This window comes from Oleidesulfovibrio vietnamensis, assembly GCF_055388115.1.
Genome location: NZ_AP042419.1, coordinates 2,244,179 through 2,266,458, shown reverse-complemented (window position 1 = coordinate 2,266,458; position 22,280 = coordinate 2,244,179). Strand labels below are relative to the sequence as shown.

At 54.7% G+C, this 22,280-nt stretch carries 6 protein-coding genes; all 6 read right to left on the bottom strand.

All coding sequences use genetic code 11. The features are described 5' to 3' along the window. The 6 genes from ACZ5D1_RS10160 to ACZ5D1_RS10135 all read right to left on the bottom strand — a co-directional run bounded on the left by ACZ5D1_RS10160 (position 1) and on the right by ACZ5D1_RS10135 (position 22,035). On the bottom strand, positions 1-1,089 hold the full coding sequence (locus ACZ5D1_RS10160) for an adenine nucleotide alpha hydrolase family protein (protein ID WP_464554813.1): 1,089 nt from the start codon (positions 1,087-1,089) through the stop codon (positions 1-3). Continuing rightward, complete coding sequence (locus ACZ5D1_RS10155; protein WP_464554811.1) at positions 1,073-1,771, bottom strand: 4'-phosphopantetheinyl transferase family protein; 699 nt, start codon at positions 1,769-1,771, stop codon at positions 1,073-1,075. Before ACZ5D1_RS10155 ends, ACZ5D1_RS10160 begins: the two co-directional genes overlap by 17 nt. 31 nt (positions 1,772-1,802) lie before the next feature. Further along, positions 1,803-2,606, bottom strand: coding sequence for a thioesterase II family protein (locus tag ACZ5D1_RS10150; RefSeq protein ID WP_051363839.1), 804 nt, complete (start codon positions 2,604-2,606; stop codon positions 1,803-1,805). Continuing rightward, positions 2,596-9,675: an amino acid adenylation domain-containing protein gene (locus ACZ5D1_RS10145; protein WP_464554810.1), complete on the bottom strand. Its 7,080-nt coding sequence runs from the start codon at positions 9,673-9,675 to the stop codon at positions 2,596-2,598. The genes ACZ5D1_RS10150 and ACZ5D1_RS10145 overlap by 11 nt, the downstream gene beginning before the upstream one ends. After that, positions 9,659-12,181, bottom strand: coding sequence for a type I polyketide synthase (locus tag ACZ5D1_RS10140; protein ID WP_464554808.1), 2,523 nt, complete (start codon positions 12,179-12,181; stop codon positions 9,659-9,661). Before ACZ5D1_RS10140 ends, ACZ5D1_RS10145 begins: the two co-directional genes overlap by 17 nt. A 95-nt stretch (positions 12,182-12,276) precedes the next feature. Continuing rightward, positions 12,277-22,035, bottom strand: coding sequence for an amino acid adenylation domain-containing protein (locus ACZ5D1_RS10135; RefSeq protein ID WP_464554807.1), 9,759 nt, complete (start codon positions 22,033-22,035; stop codon positions 12,277-12,279). Positions 22,036-22,280 lie beyond the last annotated feature (245 nt).

The window sequence follows — 22,280 nt, the reverse complement described above, 5'->3', positions numbered from 1 at the left end:
TTACCCCTTGTTACCTGCTGCACCGGCAGGCGAAATTGCCGCAAGGCTCTGCAGCGGTTCTGCGATTCCGAGCTGTGAAAGCAGTTCGGTGTAAAATGATTCATCCTCTTCAAGCGAGGCATAGTATTTTTCCAGTGCTTCTTTTGTCAGGGCGCCAGTGCGCACCTGGTTCGAAAATTCAAGGTCCATGTAACTTGAGACGTTGTTGATTTTTGCAAGAACAGCCATCAGCTTAAGCAGCTTGCATCCCGACGCGATGTATGTGCCTTTTGAAAAGCTCTCTATGGGGCGCCAGCCCAGCTCTCGCCTGACTGTGTCCATCATCTTCAGCGGCTCGTATTCCAGATAAAGAAAAGGATAAATCAGCTGGCATCGGGGGTGCTCCAGTTTGAAAACAGGTATCAGTTCATGCAGCTTGTTTTGCGCTGCATGGGCTTCGGCTTTTTTAAACTGGAATTCTATTTTTCTGGCTATCGCCTGCTGTTGCCGGATGCGGAACGTCTGGGTTTCAACTTCAATGGATCTGCCCATTCCGAAAAGCTGATCGGGGTTATAGCCGACAATAACTGCCGGAATACCGAGTTGCTCTGCCATGACAATGCCATGGTCCAGAAGGTACTTGCCGCAATACAGGCATAACTGCCCGAAGTCTTTTTCCTTCAGCGGTTGTTCACTCATGATGAACCGGTAGAATGTTCTGGTAAGGCTGGGTGGAATACGGAACTGCATATGGGCAATGTCGAGTGTCTTGCAAAGCTCAGATGCTCTTTCAAACGTCTCTTCATATTCAAAATTGTTGTCTATAGTCAGGGCAAGCATCGTCAGGCCGTATTTTTCTTTTAAAAGCCATGCAAGGTAAGCACTGTCTTTTCCTCCGCTCATCATCAGGATGGCATCGTATTTGCTTTTTTGTGCTTTTATTTGTTCAATTTTATTTCTGAACACACCTTCAAGTCTTGCATAGTCCTTTTTTTCTTCGGTCATATTTGCACAAAAACTGCACAGACCATCATCGTTAATTAAAAAATTGCGCGCAGTATCTTCCTGAAGAAGGCACTTGCTGCATCTTTTTTCAGTGTATTGGAACATTATGTGGCTCCTTTGACGTGTTACGTACTGCGACAGCCCATGAAGCAGTATTGTGTATATGTCCGTGAAGCAGTGTAAACGGCAATGGCAGCCCGTTGTCTGCGTGGGCAATGGCAGAATGCCCGCCTGTAAGAGTGATGGTTATGCCGTTAAGCGGAATGAGCAGGCCTGAGCCTATGCATTTGAAAACCGCTTCTTTGAGTGTCCATAATCTGTAAAATGCTTTTTTATTGTTTGCTGGATTTGTCTTTTTCCATATGGCTATCTCTGTTGGAGAAAAGTAGTTCTCTATTATTGTGTGATATGAAATTGAGTGACTGTGAATTTCAATATCAACTCCTATCTGTGATTCTGCACTGATGCCCAGCATGCAAAAGGGGCCGGAATGGGACATGTTGAATTGCAGAGAGGTTGCAGGATGTGCCAAAAACGGCTTGCCGAAGCGTGAAAAGCCGAAGCCAAGCCGTTCGGGGGCGCAGCGTGTTTTCCGGCCCAGAATCAGGCGTTTGACGCCATGCGCAAAAAGGTATTGTTCCTTGAGCTGTGTGGTGGCCAGCGCGGCCATTCTGTTTTTTTCATGCTCGGAAAGTGTCTTGTAATAAGAGTCTTCCGGCCACCGGCTATGCCGTGCATCGCTGAAGAATACCTGTATATCCGGCGATAAAGACCGCGCCACAGCCACCGTATTGCACCTGCATTGCATGCTGTGACCGCTACAGGTGTGCATGGATTGTCGTGCTCCGGCTGGTTGCAGGGGCGTGTTGCGTCAGCCTGTTTCCAATTTCGCTCAACAGGGCGTCGGCATGTGTGTGCAGAAAAAAGTGACCACCGTTGAATGTCTTCAGGTGCAGGTCATTTCCATGTCTGCTCCATGCAAGCATGCCGGCGGCACATGTTTCCGCGTCGTCCGCTCCCGAAAATGCTGTTATGGGACATGCAAAAGGCTCTGTTTCCCCGGGCTTATACGTTTCCTTAAGGCGGTAATCAGCCCGTAAAAGAGGCAGGAATATATTCATCAGTTCTTCATTTGCCAGCACTTCTTCAGGTGTTCCTTTCAGTTGTCTGATTACATCGACAAAATGATCATCAGGAAGTGTGTGCGCCGGTGGCCGCTCCGGAAAGCCCACGGCATCGCAGGCAGCCATGAACATGTGCACCGGCGTCAGTCCCGTACGATTGCGGATCTGGAGTGCTGTTTCAAAAACAATGCGGGTGCCCATGCTGTGGCCGTAAAAAGCAAACGGTTTTTCTTCGAAGCAGGGCAGCAGAGCATCAAGCATCTCTCTGACAAGCTGTACAAGGTTTGTGTGCGGCGGCTCCTGCATGCGACGCTCTCTGCCCGGCAGCTGAACGCGGCAAACCTGTATCTGTGACGGCAATCCGACTTGCCAGTGCCTGAAGACAGAAGCTCCTCCGCCGGCATACGGAAAACAAAAAAGTCTCACACCGGCTTTGTTTTCGTCTTCTGCCTTAAGGTCCGGAAGCCATCTGGAAACGCTGTTTTTATCAGCCTGCATACAACTGTTGCTCCATAATGCTTTTTATTGTGTCGGCGATGAATGCACTTCCTGATTGTCCGATGATGTCGAAATGGTCTTCGCTGCGCGGAATGACAGTGACGGAATCCGGTCCTTCACTCCATTTGGTCCAGAAGTCTCTGATGTTTTCAAACTCCGCTCCCGAATAACTTTCGGGCAGTTGCGCCTCGATTACCGTGATGCCTTTTAACGGCGGAACATACCGGATATCTGCGGTCCCCATCTGCAGATTCATGATGTTGTTCACCCACAGTGAAAACTGTTCCATTGTGGCGTTGTCAAAACTGTCTGCATTGCCATTGAGACTGCTGAACAGTTTTGCTGCGGCTTCCTGTTGCGAAAGACCTGCCAGGGAATGATATACACTGCCGGCGGGGTGGTTCTTTTCCAGTGTATTGTTTTGTATCTGTTCCAGAACATCCAGCGTGATAAAATTCAGTCCGAGTGTTTCCGGCGGAATTTTGAAGTAGGATGCCGCCCAGTAGAGCAGGGCAACAGGGTCTCTGGTCAGCAGCGGTTTGGCGGGCAGCGGATCAATGACCACCGGCTGGAAAGTTGCAATGCCATGGTATTGCAGGCGGCGGGATATGAGGGGGGCGAGAAATCCGCCGATGCAGTATCCTGCAACCAGGCAGGGGCCTTTTTCGCCTGATGCGGCAATGGCGTCAGCATAGTAGTTTGCAAGTGTATCAGGCTTGCGGGCGCTGACCCCTGCCGGAAGGTGCTGCGGCAGGATAATGCCGGTTACTTTGCAGCGCCTGCTCAGCTGCATATGCAGTTCACGCAACCGCATATGCGTGCCCGACCCTTCATGCACCAGATATACGGAAGGGCCGTTCTGTTGTCCTGCCGGTGCTGTCAGGCATGTTTCCGCTCTGCTGCCTGTGCCGGTATTGCCATGTGCGGCGATTTTTTCTGCCACGGCCTTTATGGTTGAATCCTGAAAAAATTCCGGAACAGAGACAGATATGCCGGTTTTCTTTTTCAGACTGTTGATAAGCCTGATGGCCAGCAGCGAGTCTCCGCCCATGTCAAAGAAGTCAGCTTCCGGACCGGCAGGCTGTACGGCAAGCACTTCTGTCATGGCTTGCGCCACCAGCTGCTCCGCGGCAGAAAAGGTGGCAGTCCGCTCCGGTACTGCATAGTGTTCTTGCGGCACGTGCAGTGCACTGCGGTCTACTTTTCCGTTGGCGTTCAGAGGAAAAGCAGTCACATGCACAAATATTTTGGGCACCATATAGTGTGGAAGTGTTTCCGAGATAAAAAGTGCCAGCTCTTCCGGCGAGGTGTCTTTCTTACCTGTCCAGTGCGCACACAAGACTTTTTTTCCGGAATTGTCAGTAATTGCGGAAACGATACTCTGCGAAACCGCAGGATGACTGTTGAGCTGAGCTTCAATTTCTCCCGGTTCAATGCGGTAGCCTGATATTTTTAACTGAAAATCCTCGCGTCCCAGAATTTCAATGCTGCCGTCGGGCAGGTAACGGCCCAGATCGCCTGTCCGGTAAAGGTGTCTGCCGTCAGCGGGGTGGGTTATAAAACTGCGCTCTGTTTTTTCCGGTGCGTTCCAGTAGCCCTCTGCCAGTCCTGTTCCGCCCAGATATATGCCGCCGGTGACATTGTCCGGACGTTCGCGCAGCAGATGATCAAGAACCTGAACCGTCTGGTTATCCATTGCACGCCCGTACGGAACGCTGTTCCAGTGCGGGGGGATCTGTTCGACTGCATGTATCACAGACCAGATGGAGGCTTCGGTAGCGCCGCCGAGACTGAACAGCGCAGCGAGGGGAAGGCGTGATTTGATTTCTTTTGCAAGCTGTATCGGAATCCAGTCTCCGCTCAGCATGATGCAGCGCAGCGTCTGCAGGCGTCCTTCAAGGCCGTTTGGCAGGTATTCCAGCAGCATCTGCATTAATGTGGGCACAGAGTTCCACAGGGTGATGCGTTCCTGTTCAATCATATCGATCCATGAAGCGGGATTTTTCATGTCCCGGATGTCCGGCAGTACAAGGCTGCCTCCGCATCCCAGAACACCGAAAATGTCATAGACCGAAAGGTCAAAGTTCAGATTGGCTAGTCCCGCAACATTGTCTTTAGCCGTCACCGCGAGGCGCCTGTTTATATCCCGAACGGTGTTGACGGCGCCTTTGTGGCTTGTCATCACCCCTTTGGGAGTACCCGTGGAGCCTGATGTGTAAATTATGTAGGCAAGATCATCCGGAGTGCTGCGTGAAGCTGACACCTCAGGCTGGTCTGCCACAGGTTCAAGGTGCTCCATGACCAGAATGGTCCGGCCGGCGCTTTTTTCGATCCGGGCGCTGTTTGCTGCATCAGTGACAACGACGCCGGTTTTCAGCTCGCTGATCAGGTGTCGTATTCTGCCGTTGGGGTATTCGACATCCAGCGGGACGTATGCGCCGCCTGCCTGCAGTATGCCCAGTACGGCAGCGATCTGCTGCCAGCTTTTGGGCAGCAGGACAGGCACCGGAGTGCCGGAACGTATACCTGCATCCGCAAGCTGATTGCGGAGCGCTGCGGCCTGACGCCATAGCTGTGCATAGCTGATGTGTCTGTTCTGGCAGATGATGGCTGTTTTACGGGGGGCAGCTGCCGCCTGTACTTCAAGGGCGGTGTGCAGCAGGTCGTGGCAGCAGGGGTGAACGGGATAGTTCCGCCTGTTGCGCACGGCAAGCTGCGCCCCGGGTGTCAGCTGCGGTACAGGCGCATCCCACGCGCTCTTGCAGGATTCCGAGGCAAGAGTATCGATAATGGAGCAATATGCTGTGAACATGTCGTCCACCATGCCGTCCGGAAACAGGTCATCAACAACATCCCAGTAAACAAGCAGGTTGCCTTCTTCCTCGTATACCTGATTGTCCAGCCACACCTGCGGGGTCTGGGTGCTCTGGAAATGCAGGGTGTCGAGCACGGCTTTTTCCTGTGTGCTCTGGCTGGTTATGTTTGCAGTAAATACCACGGGCATGGCAGCCCCCAGCCGCAGGCTGCCTTTGCGTGCAAGCTCGCGCAGCAGGCGCACTCCGCTGAAATCCCTGTGTTCAAGGTCCTTCCACAGCTGTTTTTGCAGGCTTTCAGCCCGTTCCGCAAAGCCGGACTGCCGGGTGATGTCTATTTCCAAAAGAGTGGTGGAGGTGAAGTCTCCGATGATTTCATTGATCTGTTTGTGGAACTGCTTGCGGTTGAAGAGGGTGACGTTCAGCGTGAAGCGGGCGGAGGCACTCCATTGCGCCAGCACCTCGGCATAGCCTGCCAGCAGCACACTTGAAGGCGTGATCCCTTTAGCGGCTGCAGCTCCCTTGATGGCGCTCCAGCGTTCTTTGCCGAGTCTGTACTGTCTGCGGAAAAAGCGGGGGCGCTCTATATCGCTGATCTGTCGGGCAAGCGGCAGGTCCGGTGCCGGCGGCAGAGTGTCCAGCCGCTGCATCCAGTAATCCTGCGCCTGCTGCCACCGGGTGCTTTTTCTGTATGCCATTTCCGCCATGACATAGTCGCGGAATGAAAGCTCGAGCGGAGGCAGGGCAGTGTCAGGAGCGTCGTACAGGTGCTGCAGCTCGCGTATCAGCAGCATGCCGCTGAAAACGTCCACGATGAGCAGATCGAGGATCATATGTATGCGGTAACGGCCCTGCCCTGTATGGGAAATTTCAACATGAAAGAGCGGCCATGACTCCGGATCAAGCGTTATGGACGAGAGAGACTCACGCATTGCAAGCAGCTGTTTCTGCTGTTCGGCAGCTGGCAGGTCTGCCAGCTCTTTTACAGGAATGGTCAGGCGGGGAACTTCCGCCAGTATTTTCTGGGTCCCGTCCGGCATGAATACCGCGCGCAGCATGTCGTGCCTTGCAATCAGCCTGTTCCAGGCTTCTTCATAACGCACAGGGTCAAGATCCGCGGCGTTAAATTCGGCATAACTCTGGCAGGCAATGCCACCCAGTTCAAAAGCGCCGGTCCTGCCTATCCAGTAGGCATGCTGAATGTCTGTAAGGGGAAACGGTTCATGCCGCAGGTGCGGCTGCGGTGTGATGGCGCAGGTGTTGCCGGTGGTCTGTGTTTCTGCTCTGGTATTTTTTTGTCCTTCTGCATTGTCTTCCACACCGGCTAGAAATTCGGCAAGCTCTGCTATGGTCGGCATTTCAAATATACGACCGGGAGAAAGCTTGAGCCCCAGTTCCTTTTCGAGCTGCTGCGAAAGGCTGAGGAACAGCAGAGAATCAAGCCCCACAGTGAGAAGATCAGTGTCACTTGTCAGTTTTTCCGGAGCAATGCGCAGTGTCGCCGAAATGTTGTTGTGCAGCCAGCCGGAAATTGCTGTTATCCGCTGAGCATGAGACATTGTTGTGATGTCGTGGCCCTGCTCCTGTATGCCGGAGTTGTGTTGCGTTTTTTCCGCGGGGCTGCTTTCGGCACCGCAGGGGTGCAGTTCTGTGAAAACTGCAGGTACGGTTTGCAGGGAGGCAAAGAATTTTTTCCAGTCTGCATCAATGACTGCGGCATGGTGAATGTCATTTGCCAGTACAAGATCAAGAGTATCGAAAGCCCTTGCGCATACAAGCGGAAAGAGCCCCATGGAGCGTTGCCCGTCCAGCAGCGTTTTGCTGCCGGCTATCATACCGGCATCGGAAAAGCCGCCCCAGTTGAGCACGGTTACTTTTTGCCGCATTGCCAGAGCGTCCATAAACGCGTTGGCTGCCGCATAGGCACCGAATCCGGAAGTAGTCCACATGGTGGCTATAGATGAGAACAGAACAGCATGTGCATTGTGTCTGCCGCAGAAGGCAAGAACACGTTCTGTCCCTGATGTCTTGGCTGCCAGCGTTGCCTGCAGTTCATGCTGTTCCAGTGTGCTGACGGGCTTCTGGCTGGCAATTCCTGCAGCATGAAATACATACGTTACCTCGGGGTGTTCCCGCAGTACGGTTTCAATGCGGCTCCAGCCTGCTTCAGTGGTAATATCCGCCGCTGCCGTGGATATGTGGACTCCCTGCCTGACCCATGCACGGATTTTTTCATCTGCTTCCGGCGAAGGGGCGTTTCTGCCCGCCAGAACAACAGAGCGTGCTCCGCGCTGTATCAGCCAGCCGGCAAGCTGCAACCCCAGCCCGCCCAGACCTCCTGTGATAAGGCATGTTGCTGCGGTGCCAATCTGTATGCCGGGTTGTCCGTGGGGAAGCTGTGTGCGCCGTATCCGGCGTACGCGCAGCTCCCCTGTTTCCGTGATGACGACAGGCTCGCGCATGTTTTCTGTCAGCACGGCCTGCAGCTGGCGTGCGCATGTTGCCGCGCTACAATGGCGTACAGATATTTCTATTCCGGGGTGTTCTGCTGCCGCTGTTTCTGCAAGAGCCTGCAGTGCGGCACCTGTGGGAGTCGGCATGGCATCGGTGCCTGCCGGGCACAGAAGCAGTATCCGGCGTGCGGTTTTGCTGTGGCGTTGCAGCAGCGCAATAAAGCGTCCGGTTTCATGTCCCGCTGTATCGGCTTCGCTGCTGTCCGCGCTTGTCCGCTCTGCGGGAATAAAAAGTATGTTATCCGGCGGCAGGGGGGTGTCAGCCTCATCAAAGCGGATGCTGAACGGCGCTCCGGCTGCGCGCAGCTGAGCAATGATGCTTTCAGCAAAAGGTGATGCGGACGGGTGCGGGTAGACGCTCCACGTTACGCCCGCAGTGCTGCCGGCGGAATCTGTCTTTCCCGCATGAATCCATTCGGCGGTATAGACGCCGTAAGGCTGCCCGCTGTTTTTTTCTGTTATGCTGTCAGTGCGTGCGGCAGAACCGGAGAGGTCGTTTTCAAATGCCCATGTGCCGCCGGGGTTGTTCTCTGCGCGTTGTGCCGCCAGCGTTATTTCTCCAAGAATGCTGTTTTCTTCATGTCCGGCAAACAGTTTGACTGCGTGGCTGAAGCCGCACCGTGTGCACAGCTCAATCCACTGTCCGTCAGACAAATACGCGGAGCGGGGGCGCAGGACCGTATCTTTCCGTACAGGCAAAAGCGGACCGAAAGCCATAAGCGTGACCAGTGTCGGTCTGTATGTCTCTCTGAAGAGCAGTATCCCGCCCTGAAGCAGATAAGAAGCAGCATTGCGCAGGGCCAGTTCTGCATCCGGAGTACCGTGCAGCTGGTTTGCGGCGATAATAATGTCATATAGGCCGTGTTGTTGCGGACAAGGGGATGAAAAGATGTCTGCAACAAGCACCCGGGTCTGCTGAGGCATGTTGCGTTTGGCCAGTGCTCCGGCGTGCGCGGAAGCTTCCGCTATGGAAAATGCAATGTTTTCTTTCAGGGTACGGGCAAGATACGCCGATGCTCCACCTGTCAGAGCGCCTGCTTCCAGAATTCTGATTGCTTTGCTGCCGTGAGAGGTGTCGGCAATGATGGTGCTGACGGCATTCTGCAACTGTTCATTGTAAAAGCGGAAAAAAGGTGTGGCGTGCAGCTGCTGCATGAAATCCGCGGTGTCTCCCATTTCCAGAACAGCCTGTTCCGGCCTGCAGCGTCCGCTGAGCACGTCCTTTAATGTTCTTCCCCGCTGTTTTAAAAAAGCAAGAAGGACGTTCGCCTGAGGGAATTCTTCTGCAAGTTGCCTTTCTTTCTGTTCCAGATGTCCGATGGTGATATCGCCTGCAGGGAGCATATCTGCATGTTTTTCTGACAGATGCTTACGGAGTGAGGTTATAAGCTCAGAATATCCGGAAGCAGGAGGATGAGCTTGCTGGTCCAGTTCATGGAGTGCTTTCCGGCAGTACAGTGCTGCCAGCTCTTCAGACGCGGCGGACCAGCGCCTGATATCGATATCCCGGATAGAGCTGTCCGGCTTTTGCGACGAGCTCAGTCCGCGCAGGAGCGTGTGCCTGATGCGGGCGTGTGTTTTGCCGCGCCAGAACCGTTCGGTGCTGAATGAATACACCGGTGCGGGAATACGCCGGTGCGGACGGTGTGCAAATACAGCGTGCCAGTCCGGATTGTGGCCCTGCTGGTATATGCGGCCAAGCATGTCAAGCAGGCTCTGCTCATCATCAATTCCCCTGCGCAAACAAGGAATCCATAGCGGCATCTGCCGGTTGCGCGGGTTTTCTTCCGGAGCGTCTGCGTTGAACTGCGCCAGTGTTGAGAGCACTTCTGCGGGGCCGATTTCTATAACGGTTGTGATGCCGCACTCCTGCAGGCAGCGGACCCCGTCTTTGAACCTGACAGTATTCCGGATGTGGGAAGCCCAGTATTCCGGGGACTGCACTGCGGAATTCTCTTTTTTTTCCCGTCAGGTTGGATATGAAATCCATTGCAGGGGGGCTGATGGAAAAGTCCTGCAGGAACGTTGCGAACGGGTCCATTGCCGGTTCGGTATGGCGTGAGTGAAACGCGTGGGAAACTTTCAGAGGCGTGTGGGCTGTATTCTGTCTGCCAAGTTCGGCGTGCAGCAGTGCAAGGGCTTCTGACGTGCCGGCAACCACGGTGCCGGAATCGGCATTCACAGCTGCGATATCCAGAGGCAGGCCCATTTTTTTTATAAGCTTTTCAAGCTGATCCTCTTGCAGCCGGACTGCGGTCATGCCGGTTCCGCCAGCAAGGTTTTGCAGCAGTTCGCCGCGTTTGGCTATTATCGCCAGACCGTCCTGAAGAGAAAAAATACCGCCTACGACTGCGGCCACATATTCTCCGACACTGTGGCCTATCACTGCGGCAGGAGTTATTCCCCACGACCGGAGCAGAGTAGCCAGCGCGTATTCCAGAGCAAAAAGTGCGGGCTGGGCGTAGCGCGTCTGGCAGAGGAGGTCCTTGCAGGCAGGGTTGAAGAGAATTTCAGGCAGGGGATAGTCGAGGGTATCGGCCAGAATATCAGCGCATGTATCCAAAGCCTCTTTGAACACGGGGTATGTGCTGTATGCTTTTTGCCCCATACCTGTGTACTGGGCGCCCTGTCCGGTAAAGGCAAACGCTGTTTTCAGCCCTCCGCCGGTCTGCCGGAACATGCTGCTTTGCGCTGCATTACTCAGGTGCGTATGCATTTCCTGCGCAGTGCAGGCTGTTACAGCATAACGGTACCGGCAGTGTTTTCTTCCCGTGGCCGCGGTATAGCATGCATCTGCCAGCCGCCAGTCCTGTGTTGTATGTTCCTGAACAACATAGTCTGCCCAACGTATGAGATTGCGTTGCAACGCAGCGGCATCATTGCCGGATACTGTCAGCAGAACAGGATTGCTGCCTGTATCCGGCATTGCCGGCTGTAAGGGCGGCTCTTCAATGTACATGTGCACATTGGTTCCACCTATGCCGAACGAGCTTATTCCTGCCCGCCGCGGTGTTACCGTGCGATTCCACTGCGCCGCCCGGCGAGGGATGTAAAAAGGCGATCCGTCCAGTTTTATCCGCGGATTGAGGGTGGTGAAGTTTGCAGCGGGAGGAATCCGGGCATGTTTGACGCACAGGACGGCTTTAATGAAGCTTGCAACGCCAGCTGCCGCGTCCAGATGTCCTATGTTCGCCTTGATGGAGCTTACGGCGCAAAATTCCTTACGGGTTGTTCTGTCTGCATAGACAGAGGAGAGCGCGGCTATTTCAATGGGGTCGCCAAGCGGGGTGCCGGTGCCGTGGGCCTCGATAAGCCCTATGCTTGCAGCTTCCACGCCGGAGTATGCCAGTGCGTCTTCTATGACTCTTGTTTGTCCTTCGTGGCTGGGTACTGTATAGCCTGCCTTGGCTGCACCGTCATTGTTGGCTGCTGAGCCTGCAATGACTGCCTCTATGTGGTCGCTGTCACGCAGAGCGTCTTCCAGACGTTTCAGGACGACAATACCGGCACCGTTGCCGAAAACAGTGCCGTCCGCATCTGCGCAGAAGGGTCTGCAATGCCCTTGCGGTGACAGGATCATTCCTTCCTGATGTTCAAAGCCCATGCGCTGCGGAATCATCAGCGCAACGCCGCCCGCAAGGGCCATGTCGCACTCGCCGCTGCGCAGAGCTTCGCAGGCAAGATGAATTGCCAGCAGTGATGTGGAGCAGGCAGACTGGACAACTACGGCAGGCCCTTTGAGATTGAGCTTATATGCCACCCGGTTGGCAAGGTAGTCTTTGTCATTGCCCACGAGAATCTGAAACCCCTCACCCGTGCCGGACTGCAGATAGGGGTTGCCGCAAAAACCGTGAATATAGGTGCTGGTGCGTGATCCGGCATAAACACCTGTGCGCAAGCCATCCCGGCCGTGGTAGCCGGCATTTTCCATCGCTTCCACTGCGCATTTCAAAAAAAGCCGCTGCTGAGGATCCATTACCTCTGCTTCGGTATGGGATATGGCAAAGTAAGCGGGATCAAATGTTTCCACATCGCTGTCGTCGATTATGCAGCCTGAAGAAATATAGTTTTTGTCTTTCAGGGACTTTTCGGTAATTCCGGCATCAAGAAGGTCACTTCCGGTAAACTCGGAACGTGACTCGGTGCCGAGCAGGATGTTGTGCCAGAAGGCGTCGGGAGAAGATGCTCCGGGAAAGCGGCAGGACATTCCGATTACGGCAATTCTTTCTGCAATGTATTCAGAAGACATAATATTCCTTTCTGTTCTTGGGAAAATGTGTGCAGAGCCTGAATCCGGGAAGGAAAGCGGCGGGGGGCTTTCCTTCCCGTCCGGCAGGGAACTGGCTACCTTGTGTTCCGGCGTTTCCCCTGACGTTTTCGCGGCGATTTTTCTGAGGCGGCGGCAGCGGATGCGGACTGCTCCGTATGTACTGCGGAGATGTCCTGCTCCAGAAAGGCGGTAAATTCCGTAATTGTCGGGTACATAAAGAAATCCATGATCTGGACTTCTTTGCCCAGATGGTTCCGGATGTCGTTTTGTACCTGCACCAGATGAAAGGAACTGACGCCCATATCAAAGAAGTTCGCATCAGGGAGCACCGCCTGTGATTCCAGAGCTGCAGCCAGATAGCCCTGCAGTGCCTGCACCAGATCGCTGCCGCCGGTCTGTACGGCATGCGTAGCCTGTTCTTCGGAAGGAAGCGGAAGAGCCTTGTGGTCAATCTTGCCGTTGGCGGTCACAGGGAATTCCGTAAGAAAAAAGAAATGGTCCGGAATCATGAAACGAGGCAGAACCTGAGCCAGATGGTCCCGCAGTTCTTCTGCTGCAGGTGGCTGCTGCTGTACTGTCAGGTAGGCAAGCAGGCGCTTGCCGGATATGGATTCGCCGTGCAGCGTGATCAGCGCCTCTTTAATTTGCGGATGGAGTGTGAGTGCGTTTTCAATTTCACCCAGTTCAACCCTGTGCCCCCTTATTTTGACCTGCTGGTCTTCTCTTCCGAGAAATTCTATGAATCCTTCGGGTCTTACACGGGCAAGGTCTCCGGTTTTATACAGACGTTCTCCCGTTGCAGGATGGGTGATGAATGCCGCCTGCGTTTTATGCCGGTCGTTAAGATAACCTTCCGCCAGTCCGCTGCCGCCGATGTACAGTTGTCCCGGCACCCACTCGGGGCAAGGTTCCAGTGCGGCATTCAGCACGTGCATCTGCTGGTTGGTCATGGGGGTACCGTACGGGATGGCATGGAGGCTGAAATCGACATCTTTTATGACGTGCAGCACCGACCAGATGGCGGCTTCCGTCGCGCCGCCCAGACTGACAAGAGTCATGTCCGGAGCCGTACTGCGCAGGTCTGCCGCCATACGGCGTGATATCCAGTCGCCGCTTAACAGCGTCAGGCGGACGCTTGCAGGAAATGCTTTTGCTGTGCCTGTCACATGCGACAGCAGCATCTGCATCAGGGCAGGGGCAGAATTCCAGATGGTGGCCGTTGTCCGGATGATGCATTCATACCATGCTGCCGGGTCGTTGCCGCAGGCCTGATCGGGCAGTGCCACGGCAGCGCCCGCTGCCCACGCGCCGAACATGTCGTAAACTGACAGGTCGAACCCGGCACCCGAAATACCCAGAACGGTATCGGTTTCTGACACGCCGAAACGGGCATTGATGTCCAGAATGGTATTGGCGGCAGCCTGATGGCTGCACACCACACCTTTGGGAAGGCCTGTGGAGCCTGAGGTGTAAATGACGTAGGCGGTTGCCGCAGCAGATAACTCCGCAGCCGGCGGGGCATTTTCTCCGGAAAAAATATCAGCCTCTTCCAGGCACAGTACCGGAGCAGCTTCAAAGCCAGCCGTTGCCTGCAGCTCCTGCCGGGTAAGCACTGCTTTTACGCCCGCATCGCAGAGAATGGCCTCAAGGCGTTTTGCCGGATGCGGCATGGCTATGGGCAGATACGCAGCTCCTGCACGGATTGTGCCCAGTATTGCGACACTTTGCCGCCATCCTTTTTCCATGCAGACAGCGATAATATCCCCCGGGCCGGCTCCTCTGGCTTTCAGCAGCGCCGCAACGGCTGCCGATTCGCGGTCAAGCTCGGCATATGTCAGGGTGCGGTCATGCGCCTTGATGGCAGGGCGCTGTCCGTGTTTCTGTGCGCTTTTTTCAAACAGGGCATGCAGCGTGACCGGCAAAACCTTTTCCGTGGTATCGTTCATGTGCTTTCTGCGCCTGACCTGTTCCGGCGGCAACGCAAGTTCCGCAGAACCCCAATTCTCCTGTCGGTCGGCAAGGCTGTTCAGCAGGCCGATGTAGCTTGTAAACATGTCCTGCATGACCCCGGCCGGAAAAAGTCCGTCAATGGAATCCCAGTTGAGTACCAGTTCTCCGTGGTGTTCATACACCTGATGGTCAAGCCACACCTGCGGTGTCTGGAAAATGCTGTAAACCATGTCTCCCAGACTGGTCAGCACAGAGGCATCCTGCCCTGCAGACCCCATAAGAGCGCTGGTGAACACTACCGGCATGACTGCTTTGCCGCCCAGATTATGCTGCTGGGCAAGATGGCGCATTACCTCCACACCGTCGAACCGGCTGTGGTCCATGTCTGTCCACAGCTGCTGCTGCAGCGCCTGTGCCGTGCGGGCAAAGTTTTCCCGTGTATCGGGCATTTCCAGTAGTGTCAGCGAGGTGAAGTCCCCGACAACTTTTTCGATGTCAGGATGTACTGACGGTCTGTTGAACAACGTCACATTGATGGAAAATGCGTCTTCCTTGCTCCAGCGGCGCAGCACTGTGCCGAATGCGCACATGAGCAGGGCAGAGGGGGTTACATTGTGCTTCTGTGCCTGCTGTTGCAGTTTTTTCCATCTTGCCGGGGCAAGGCGGTCGCTAAGGCGCGAAAAAACGGGCTTTTCTATTGAAGAAGGATCAGCGGCAAGTGGCAGTTCGGGCGCCAGAGGAAGAGTTTTCAGTCTTTCCAGCCAGTACTGTTTATCTGCGTTGCGGGCCTGGGTGTCAGTAATTGCCTGCGAAGCCAGCACTATGTCTCTGAAGCCTATTGCAGCCAGAGGCAGGTTTTTTTCCGGATCGGCGTACAGGTCTGCCCATTCTCTCAGTACGGTGAAAAGGCTCCACGCATCAGCGATGGTGTTGTCAATGTCAATGTGCAACCGGAACCGGTCTTCGGGCATCATGGTGATGCGGATGTCAAAAAGCGGCCAGCGGCTGGTATCCAGCATCTGGCAGGACATTTCCTGCCGGACTTTTTCAAGGTGCCGGTCTATGGTCTGGCTGTCGCTCTTTCTTAAATCAGTTGCAGGAAAGCTGTAGGCACCGGTTGTTTGCAGTACCTGCTGTGTACCGTTGTCGTGAATGATGGTGCGCAGCATGTCATGACGGCTGATGACCATGTTCCATGCGGCTGACAGCCGTGCGATATCCAGACCGGTGGCGTCGATTTCGTAATAGAAGTGGGCTGCCACGTTGCCCAGTTCAAAAGAAGCGTTCCGGCCCAGCCAGTAGGCATGTTGCACGGCAGTCAGGGGGAATGGCTCATAACGGTTTTCACTGTCTGCCGTAAGCATCCGCTGCTCATCCGGGCCTTGTTCTTTTTCAGCGCGCTTTTCAGCTATCACATGGGCCAGTTCTCTGATTGTGGGGTGCATGAACAGTGTGTTCAGGCTTATTTCTATTCCGGCTTGCCGGCGTATATCCGCCATGACCCGTGTTGCGAGCAGAGAATCCCCGCCTGCTTCAAAGAAGCTTGTGTCCATATCCGTCTGCTGCCCAAGTACAGCGGCCCATATGCTGCCGAGAAGCTGCTGTTCAGGGCCTGCCGTTGCCGCATTGCGGTCTTCTCTGGCCGGAATCATCCGTTGCAGAGCCTTGCGGTCCAGTTTGCCGTTTTCTGTAAGCGGCAGAGCAGGTACGGCGATTATCCGTGAAGGAACCATATGTTCCGGCAGGTTGCTCCGTAAAAACGTACGCAGCTCATCGTGGGCCGTTGTCACGACAAACGCTGCCAGCGATCGTGGTTTGCCTGCGTCACCCACTGCGATTACGGCAGCTTTATGGACAGCGGGATGCCGCAACAGGCAGTGTTCTATTTCTCCCGGTTCGACCCTGTGTCCGCGTATTTTGACTTGCGCGTCCTTGCGTCCAATGAATTCTATGGTGCCGTCGGGAAGGTAGCGCCCCAGATCGCCGGTCTTGTACAGCCTTTCTCCTGTGCGCGGATGCCTGATAAACTGGGCGGCAGTCTTTTCCGGATCATTCAGATACCCCAGAGCAAGCCCTTTGCCGCCTATGTGCAGTTCGCCTGTCACCCATGCCGGAGCAATTTCAAGCTGTTCGTCCAGAACCATCAGTTTCTGGTTGGGCAGGGGCGTTCCGTAAGGAACAGTACGGCTGCCCTGCGGTAGCTGCGCAGTATCATATTTGACGGACCATATTGCCGCTTCTGTGGCGCCTCCCATGCTGAAAATGCGGGCCAGAGGAAACAGCGCGTGTATGGCCGCAGGCAGCGGTACGGGAATCCAGTCCCCGCTCAGCATTACCGTGTTTATCTGCGGCAAGCTCCGGGGGGCGGCTTCCGCGTATGTTGTCAGCATCTGCATAAGGGGCGGTGTGGAGTTCCATACACTGATGCCGAAACGTTCAATCAGTTCAAGCCAGTGTGCAGGTTCCTTGCGCTGTTCCGCATCCGGCAGCACCAGCGTGCCTCCGGCGGCAAAGGTGCCGAATATGTCATATACCGCAAGGTCGAAGTCCAGATTGGAGACTCCGAAAACGACGTCTTCGGAGGTGATGCCATATCCGCTGTTTACCGCGGTGATGGTGTTCACAACGCTGGCGTGGTCCTGCATGACCCCCTTGGGGGTGCCGGTGGAGCCGGAGGTGAAAATGACATAGGCGAGGTCGGACGGGGCGGGCGGTACAAAGGGACCGCTGCCGCCCGCTTTGCACAGTCCGGCCGATACCTCTATCCTGTCTATATGCTGAGGCCAGTCTGCAGGAGCGTTGTAGTCTTTCTGAACCAGTGCCATTTGCGCCTGCGCCTGCTGCAGAATTGCGGCAAGGCGGCTTGAGGGCTGGCTTGTATTGACAGGCAGAAAGGCCGCACCGGCCCTGACAATGCCCAGAACCGCCGCAATCTGTTCCCATCCTTTTTTCATGATGACGGCTACAGGTGCACCGGCCGCAACACCGTTGCGGTGCAGGATGGAAGCTATTGCGTCCGCATATCCCGAGAGCTGTGCATAGGTCAGTGTAAGCTGTGTTGTTTGTACGGCCACCGCATCCGGAGTGCCGGCCACGGTTTTTTCAAACAGCGAGAGCAGCGTGTCGTCTGAATGTCCGTCTTGCGGCGTGTTGAGTTCGCGGATGCGCTGCATGAACAGGGGCGGCAGCAATGCTTCGGCCGAAAAATCCTGCTCCCATGCTTGCGTTGTGGCTGCCAGTGTTTCCAGCAGGTTTATATAGGCCTGCAGCATGGATTCTATCATGCCCTGAGGGAAAATGCCGTCCACTATGTCCCAGTTGAAACGGAGCTCTCCCTTTTCTTCATATACCTGATGATCAAGGTAAACCTGCGGTGTCTGGGATATGCAGAACTCTACGCGGGCGTCGGCACCGCGGGGAGAAAAGCCCCTGCGCCCGCCTGATCTAGTCAGAGGCAGCAGGCTGGTGAAGACAACGGGGGTTAACAGCGCTTTACCGTCATGCTGCTTTCTCAGCTCATGGATAAGGTTCAGCGTGGAGACTTCCCTGTGTTCAAGGTCCGTCATCAGCCTGCGCTGAACTGCATCGGCGTGCCGGATGAACGGCAGAGCCTGCGCGTTATGGGTTTCGAGCAGAAGCAGTGTTGTAAAGTCGCCGACAACATTGCGCAGGTCGGGCATTTCTTCAGGGCGGTTGAACAGGGTCAGGTTGAGGCAGAAGTGTTTGGTGCTGCTCCAGACACCGAGCACCCTGCTGAAAGCCGCCAGTAACGTTGCCGATGGTGTAAGTCCGTATGAAGACGCCTTGTCGCATAATGTCTGCCACGCACCGGCGGAGAGCTTTCCTTTATGCCGGACGAAGCGGGGATAGGATATGGCGGCAGGGTCTGCCACCAACGGCAGTTCGGGGCCTGCAGGCAGTTCCGGCAGTCTCCGGTTCCAGTATTCCTGCGCTGCAGCACTATTTTTTGTTTCTGCACTGCTGCGGCTGTACGCCACATAGTCTCTGAAAGTTATTTCCGGCATGGGTGCTGGAGGTGTGTTGCCTGCATACAACTGTTCCAGCTCGTCAAGCAGAATCATGAAGCTGTGTCCGTCACCGGCAAGCATATCGAAGACCACATGGATGCGCAGTCCGTCGGTATCTTTTTTGGTGGCGGAGAGGAAAAACAGCGCGCCGTCAGCTTCCTGCGGCAGCCCCTGTGACAGCTTATGCCTTTTGTGCCTCAGCAGATCATCAAGTTCCTGCTCTGAAGAGGGACTGTCGATACGCAGCGTAAAGGGCGTAACTTCAGGCAGTACTCGCTGGGTTCCGTCTTTCTGTATTCTCGCCCGCAGCATGTCGTGGCGCTTTATGAGCAGACGTATGGCAAACTCAAAACGCGCTATGTCCAGATTATTTACATCCACCTCGGCATATACGTGGCACGATGTCCCCCCCAGTGGCATATCCGGATTTTGTCCCATCCAGTATGCTTTCTGGACTTCTGTCAGGGGAAATTCGGCGAACCGGTTTGCAGGGTCGTGCCGCAGGGCTGCCGTGGTGCCGGATCCGGAGGCACTCTGTCCTCCGGAACCGATTTGCGAGCGCAGCCACTCCAGCGAAGGGGCTGCCAGAATTTCTGATAGGGTCATTTCTGCAGCGTACTCTTTAAGCAGATGGCTGCGTAACTGCATGGCCATAAGCGAATCAATGCCCAGCCGCAGGAAAGATCTGTTTTCGGGCAGGGGTTTGTCCTGCGGCCACTGCAGTACTGCACGCACTACGTCAGACAGCGCATCATGTGTCTGCTGTTTTTCATTCCGTTCCGCCTGTGCTTCCTTTTTACGACCGGCTATGTGCTGCTGTATCCGGCGGTCTGCCGGAAGGCTGCAAGCCGCGCTGGAGGGAACATCATGCCGGTAATATGTGTGGTCGAAAAAATATGATGGAAGATGAATTTTGCGTTGTTTTGCCGTTCCGAAAACACGCTCCCAGTCCAGTGCGATGCCTGCGGCGAACATGGCGGCCAGTGTTTCCGAGATGCGTTCCCTGTCATTAATCCCACGTTGCAGGGTGGGCGCCCACAGCAGTCCGGATTCCGCCGACATGCCGCACAGAACCGCGCCCGGCCCTGCTTCGATGATTGCTTCTGTTCCGGAGTGGCGCAGTTTGCGCATGGCAGTCCTGAACATGACAGGGCTGGTGATGTGCCTGGCCCAATATTCGGGGCAGGCTATCTCGTGCGTCAGCAGCGTGCCTGTGACTGTGGAAAGAAAGGGTATTTCCGGCTGGCTGAAAGAAACCTTGTCAGCTGCCTTCATAAAATCATCGAGCATGGGCTGCATCAGGGGCGAGTGGAACGCGTGGGAAACTGCAAGCGGGGTAAAAGGTATGGCGGAGTCCGTGAGGTGATCTTCCAGACGGGAAAGCTCTTCACGGCTGCCGCTGACGACAGTGTTTGACGGTGTGTTTTCCGCAGCGATGGTCAATGTTGTGTACTGTTGCAGAATTTCTTTCAGCGCTTCGGCCGCGGCAAACACAACCAGCATGCCGCCCGAAGAAGGCAGCGCCTGCATGAGCCTGCCGCGGGTGGCCACAAGCATGGCGGCGTCATCAAGGCTGAAAACTCCGGCAAAATACGCAGCTGCAAATTCACCGATGCTGTGCCCGAGCACAAGCGTTGGGCTGAATCCCCAATGCCGCCATAATTCACCAAGGGCATATTCCAGAGCAAAGAGCGCGGGCTGGGCAAAAATTGTTTCGTTGATACGCTCTGCGCTGAAAGCGTCTTCGAGCATCAGAGGGATAAGCGGTGCGGGCATATGAGGAGCGAGAGCTTCTGCGCAGCGCCGCAGGCTGTTGCGGAAAACAGGCTCGGTTGCGTACAGGCTTCTACCCATTCCGAAATATTGTGCACCCTGTCCGGTAAAGGCCATGCCCGCAGGCAGATGACCGGCGGTGCGTACCCCGGTAAAGGTCATATTGTCTGGCTCGTTGCGCAATAGTGAAGCAAGCGAGTTTGTCAGGCCCTGTTTGTCGGTGCTGATGATGGCAGCCCGATGTGATAAATGGTTTCTGCCCGCAGCGGAAGTGTAGCTGATGCTGCCCAGCGTCGCATGGTCTGCCGTTCTGATATACGCTGCCATCGCTTCTGCATGCTGCATCAGCGTGTTGTGGCTGCTGCCTGAAAAAAAGACGATATGAGGTGCGTTGGAGTTGTTTTTTGTATGAGTTTGATTTTCATTATCATCAAAAAGATACGATTCCACAATGATGTGCGCATTTGTACCGCCAAAGCTGAATCCGCTTATACCTGCTGTGAAGGGCTGTTGAAAGGTATCAAGAGAGGTGCTTTCAGTCACGACGGCGGCAGGCATGTCTGCAAGGGGAATATGAGGATTGGGGCGGGTAAAGTGCAGGTTCGGCGCGAGGAATCCATGCTTCATGCACAGCAGCACTTTTATGAAACCTGCTATTCCTGCTGCCTGTTCCAGATGGCCGATATTGCTTTTTACCGAGCCTAAAGCCAGCGGGGTCCTGCGGGCAGAATCGTTACCGAACACACTGAGCAGTGCCGAAAATTCGATGGGGTCGCCCACAGCGGTGCCCGTTCCGTGCAGCTCTATGTAGTCTATGGCATCCGGAAGGCATCGTGCATTTTTCAGAGCCTGCCGCAGAAGTTCTTCCTGAGAGCTGCCGTTGGGTACGGTCAGTCCGCTGCTGAATCCGTCCTGATTGACTGCTGAGCCTTTGATTATTCCCCATATATGATCACCGTCTTCAACGGCTTTGGTAAATGATTTGAGAATCACAATACCGCAGCCTTCGGAACGAACATACCCGTCGGCGGAAGCGTCGAAAGTTTTGCAGCGTCCGTCAGGTGCCATAAGCCCCGCCTGAGAGAACATGATGTGCATTTCAGGAGTCAGGATGGCATTTACTCCTCCGGCTATGGCGATTGCGCACTCATTGTTTATAATGCTGCGGCAGGCCAGATGTACAGCCACCAGCGATGAGGAGCAGGCCGTGTCTACAGCCATGCTGGGGCCGCGCAGTCCCATGAAGTATGAAAGTCTGTTTGCAACGATGGACGATGCTGACCCCGTGCCGCTGTATAATGAAATGCTGTCGGCAGACACGAGCGCCTGCCTGCCGTAATCGCTGCCGCTGACGCCGACAAAAACTCCTGTGGCTGTCCCTGCCAGTTTCTGCCAGTTCAGTCCGGCACTCCCGAGGGCCTGTACGGCAACTTCCATCACAAGGCGTTGCTGAGGGTCCATGGCTTTGGCTTCTCTTGGTGATATGCCGAAGAAATCTGCATCAAAGCCGTAAATATCGTCAATGAATCCGCCGAATCTGGTATTCATTTTTCCCGAAACACCCTGTCGGGGATCATAAAATTGTTCTATATCCCAGCGTTCAGCCGGAATTTCACTGATGGCATCGGCTCTGTTCGAGAGAAGTTCCCAGTATTTTTCAGGAGAGTCTGCGCCGCCGGGAAAGCGGCACCCGATGCCGATGACGGCAATGTCAGTATCCGCGATATTGCGGGGCAAGCCCGGACTTTGCTGTATTTCCCGGAGCGTTGCGGCAACCGGCTCCGTGGTGCGTTCCTGCGGTTGCTGTCTGCGGTAGAGCGCCCGTGCCATAAGCTGTATGTTAGGGTAGTCAAAAGCCAGTGTTGACGGCAGGCGCATACCTGTCTGTTTGCTTATGGCTGCGGTCATATTCAGCAAATCCGCAGAGGCGAGGCCGTAGCGGGCAAAGGCCATGCTTTCTTCTATAGGTTCTTTGTGCGGAAATATGCTGTTAATATATAAAGAAAGAAGCTTTTTAAGTGCATTTTCGCTCAAAGAAACCGCAGGTGCGGAACCGGTAGTGCTTTCAGGGTCGAAGTTCATACTGTCCTCTGGGCGTTGAAGAGGTTTGACAAGCTTGCCGTTACCTGTAGCCGGTTGACGTATGACTGGCTGTAAGGAACAGCTAGTTTTTTATTGCGATGAGCCAGAAAATAATATTCTGAAAATCAAAACGTTACCGTGTAATGTTCTTTTCAGTCTTTGTTGACATTGAAAATCATTTTCGCTAATCGACCGTATATAGGCCAGCAGAACAGAGGAAGTGGAAATGATACAAGAGAGAGTAT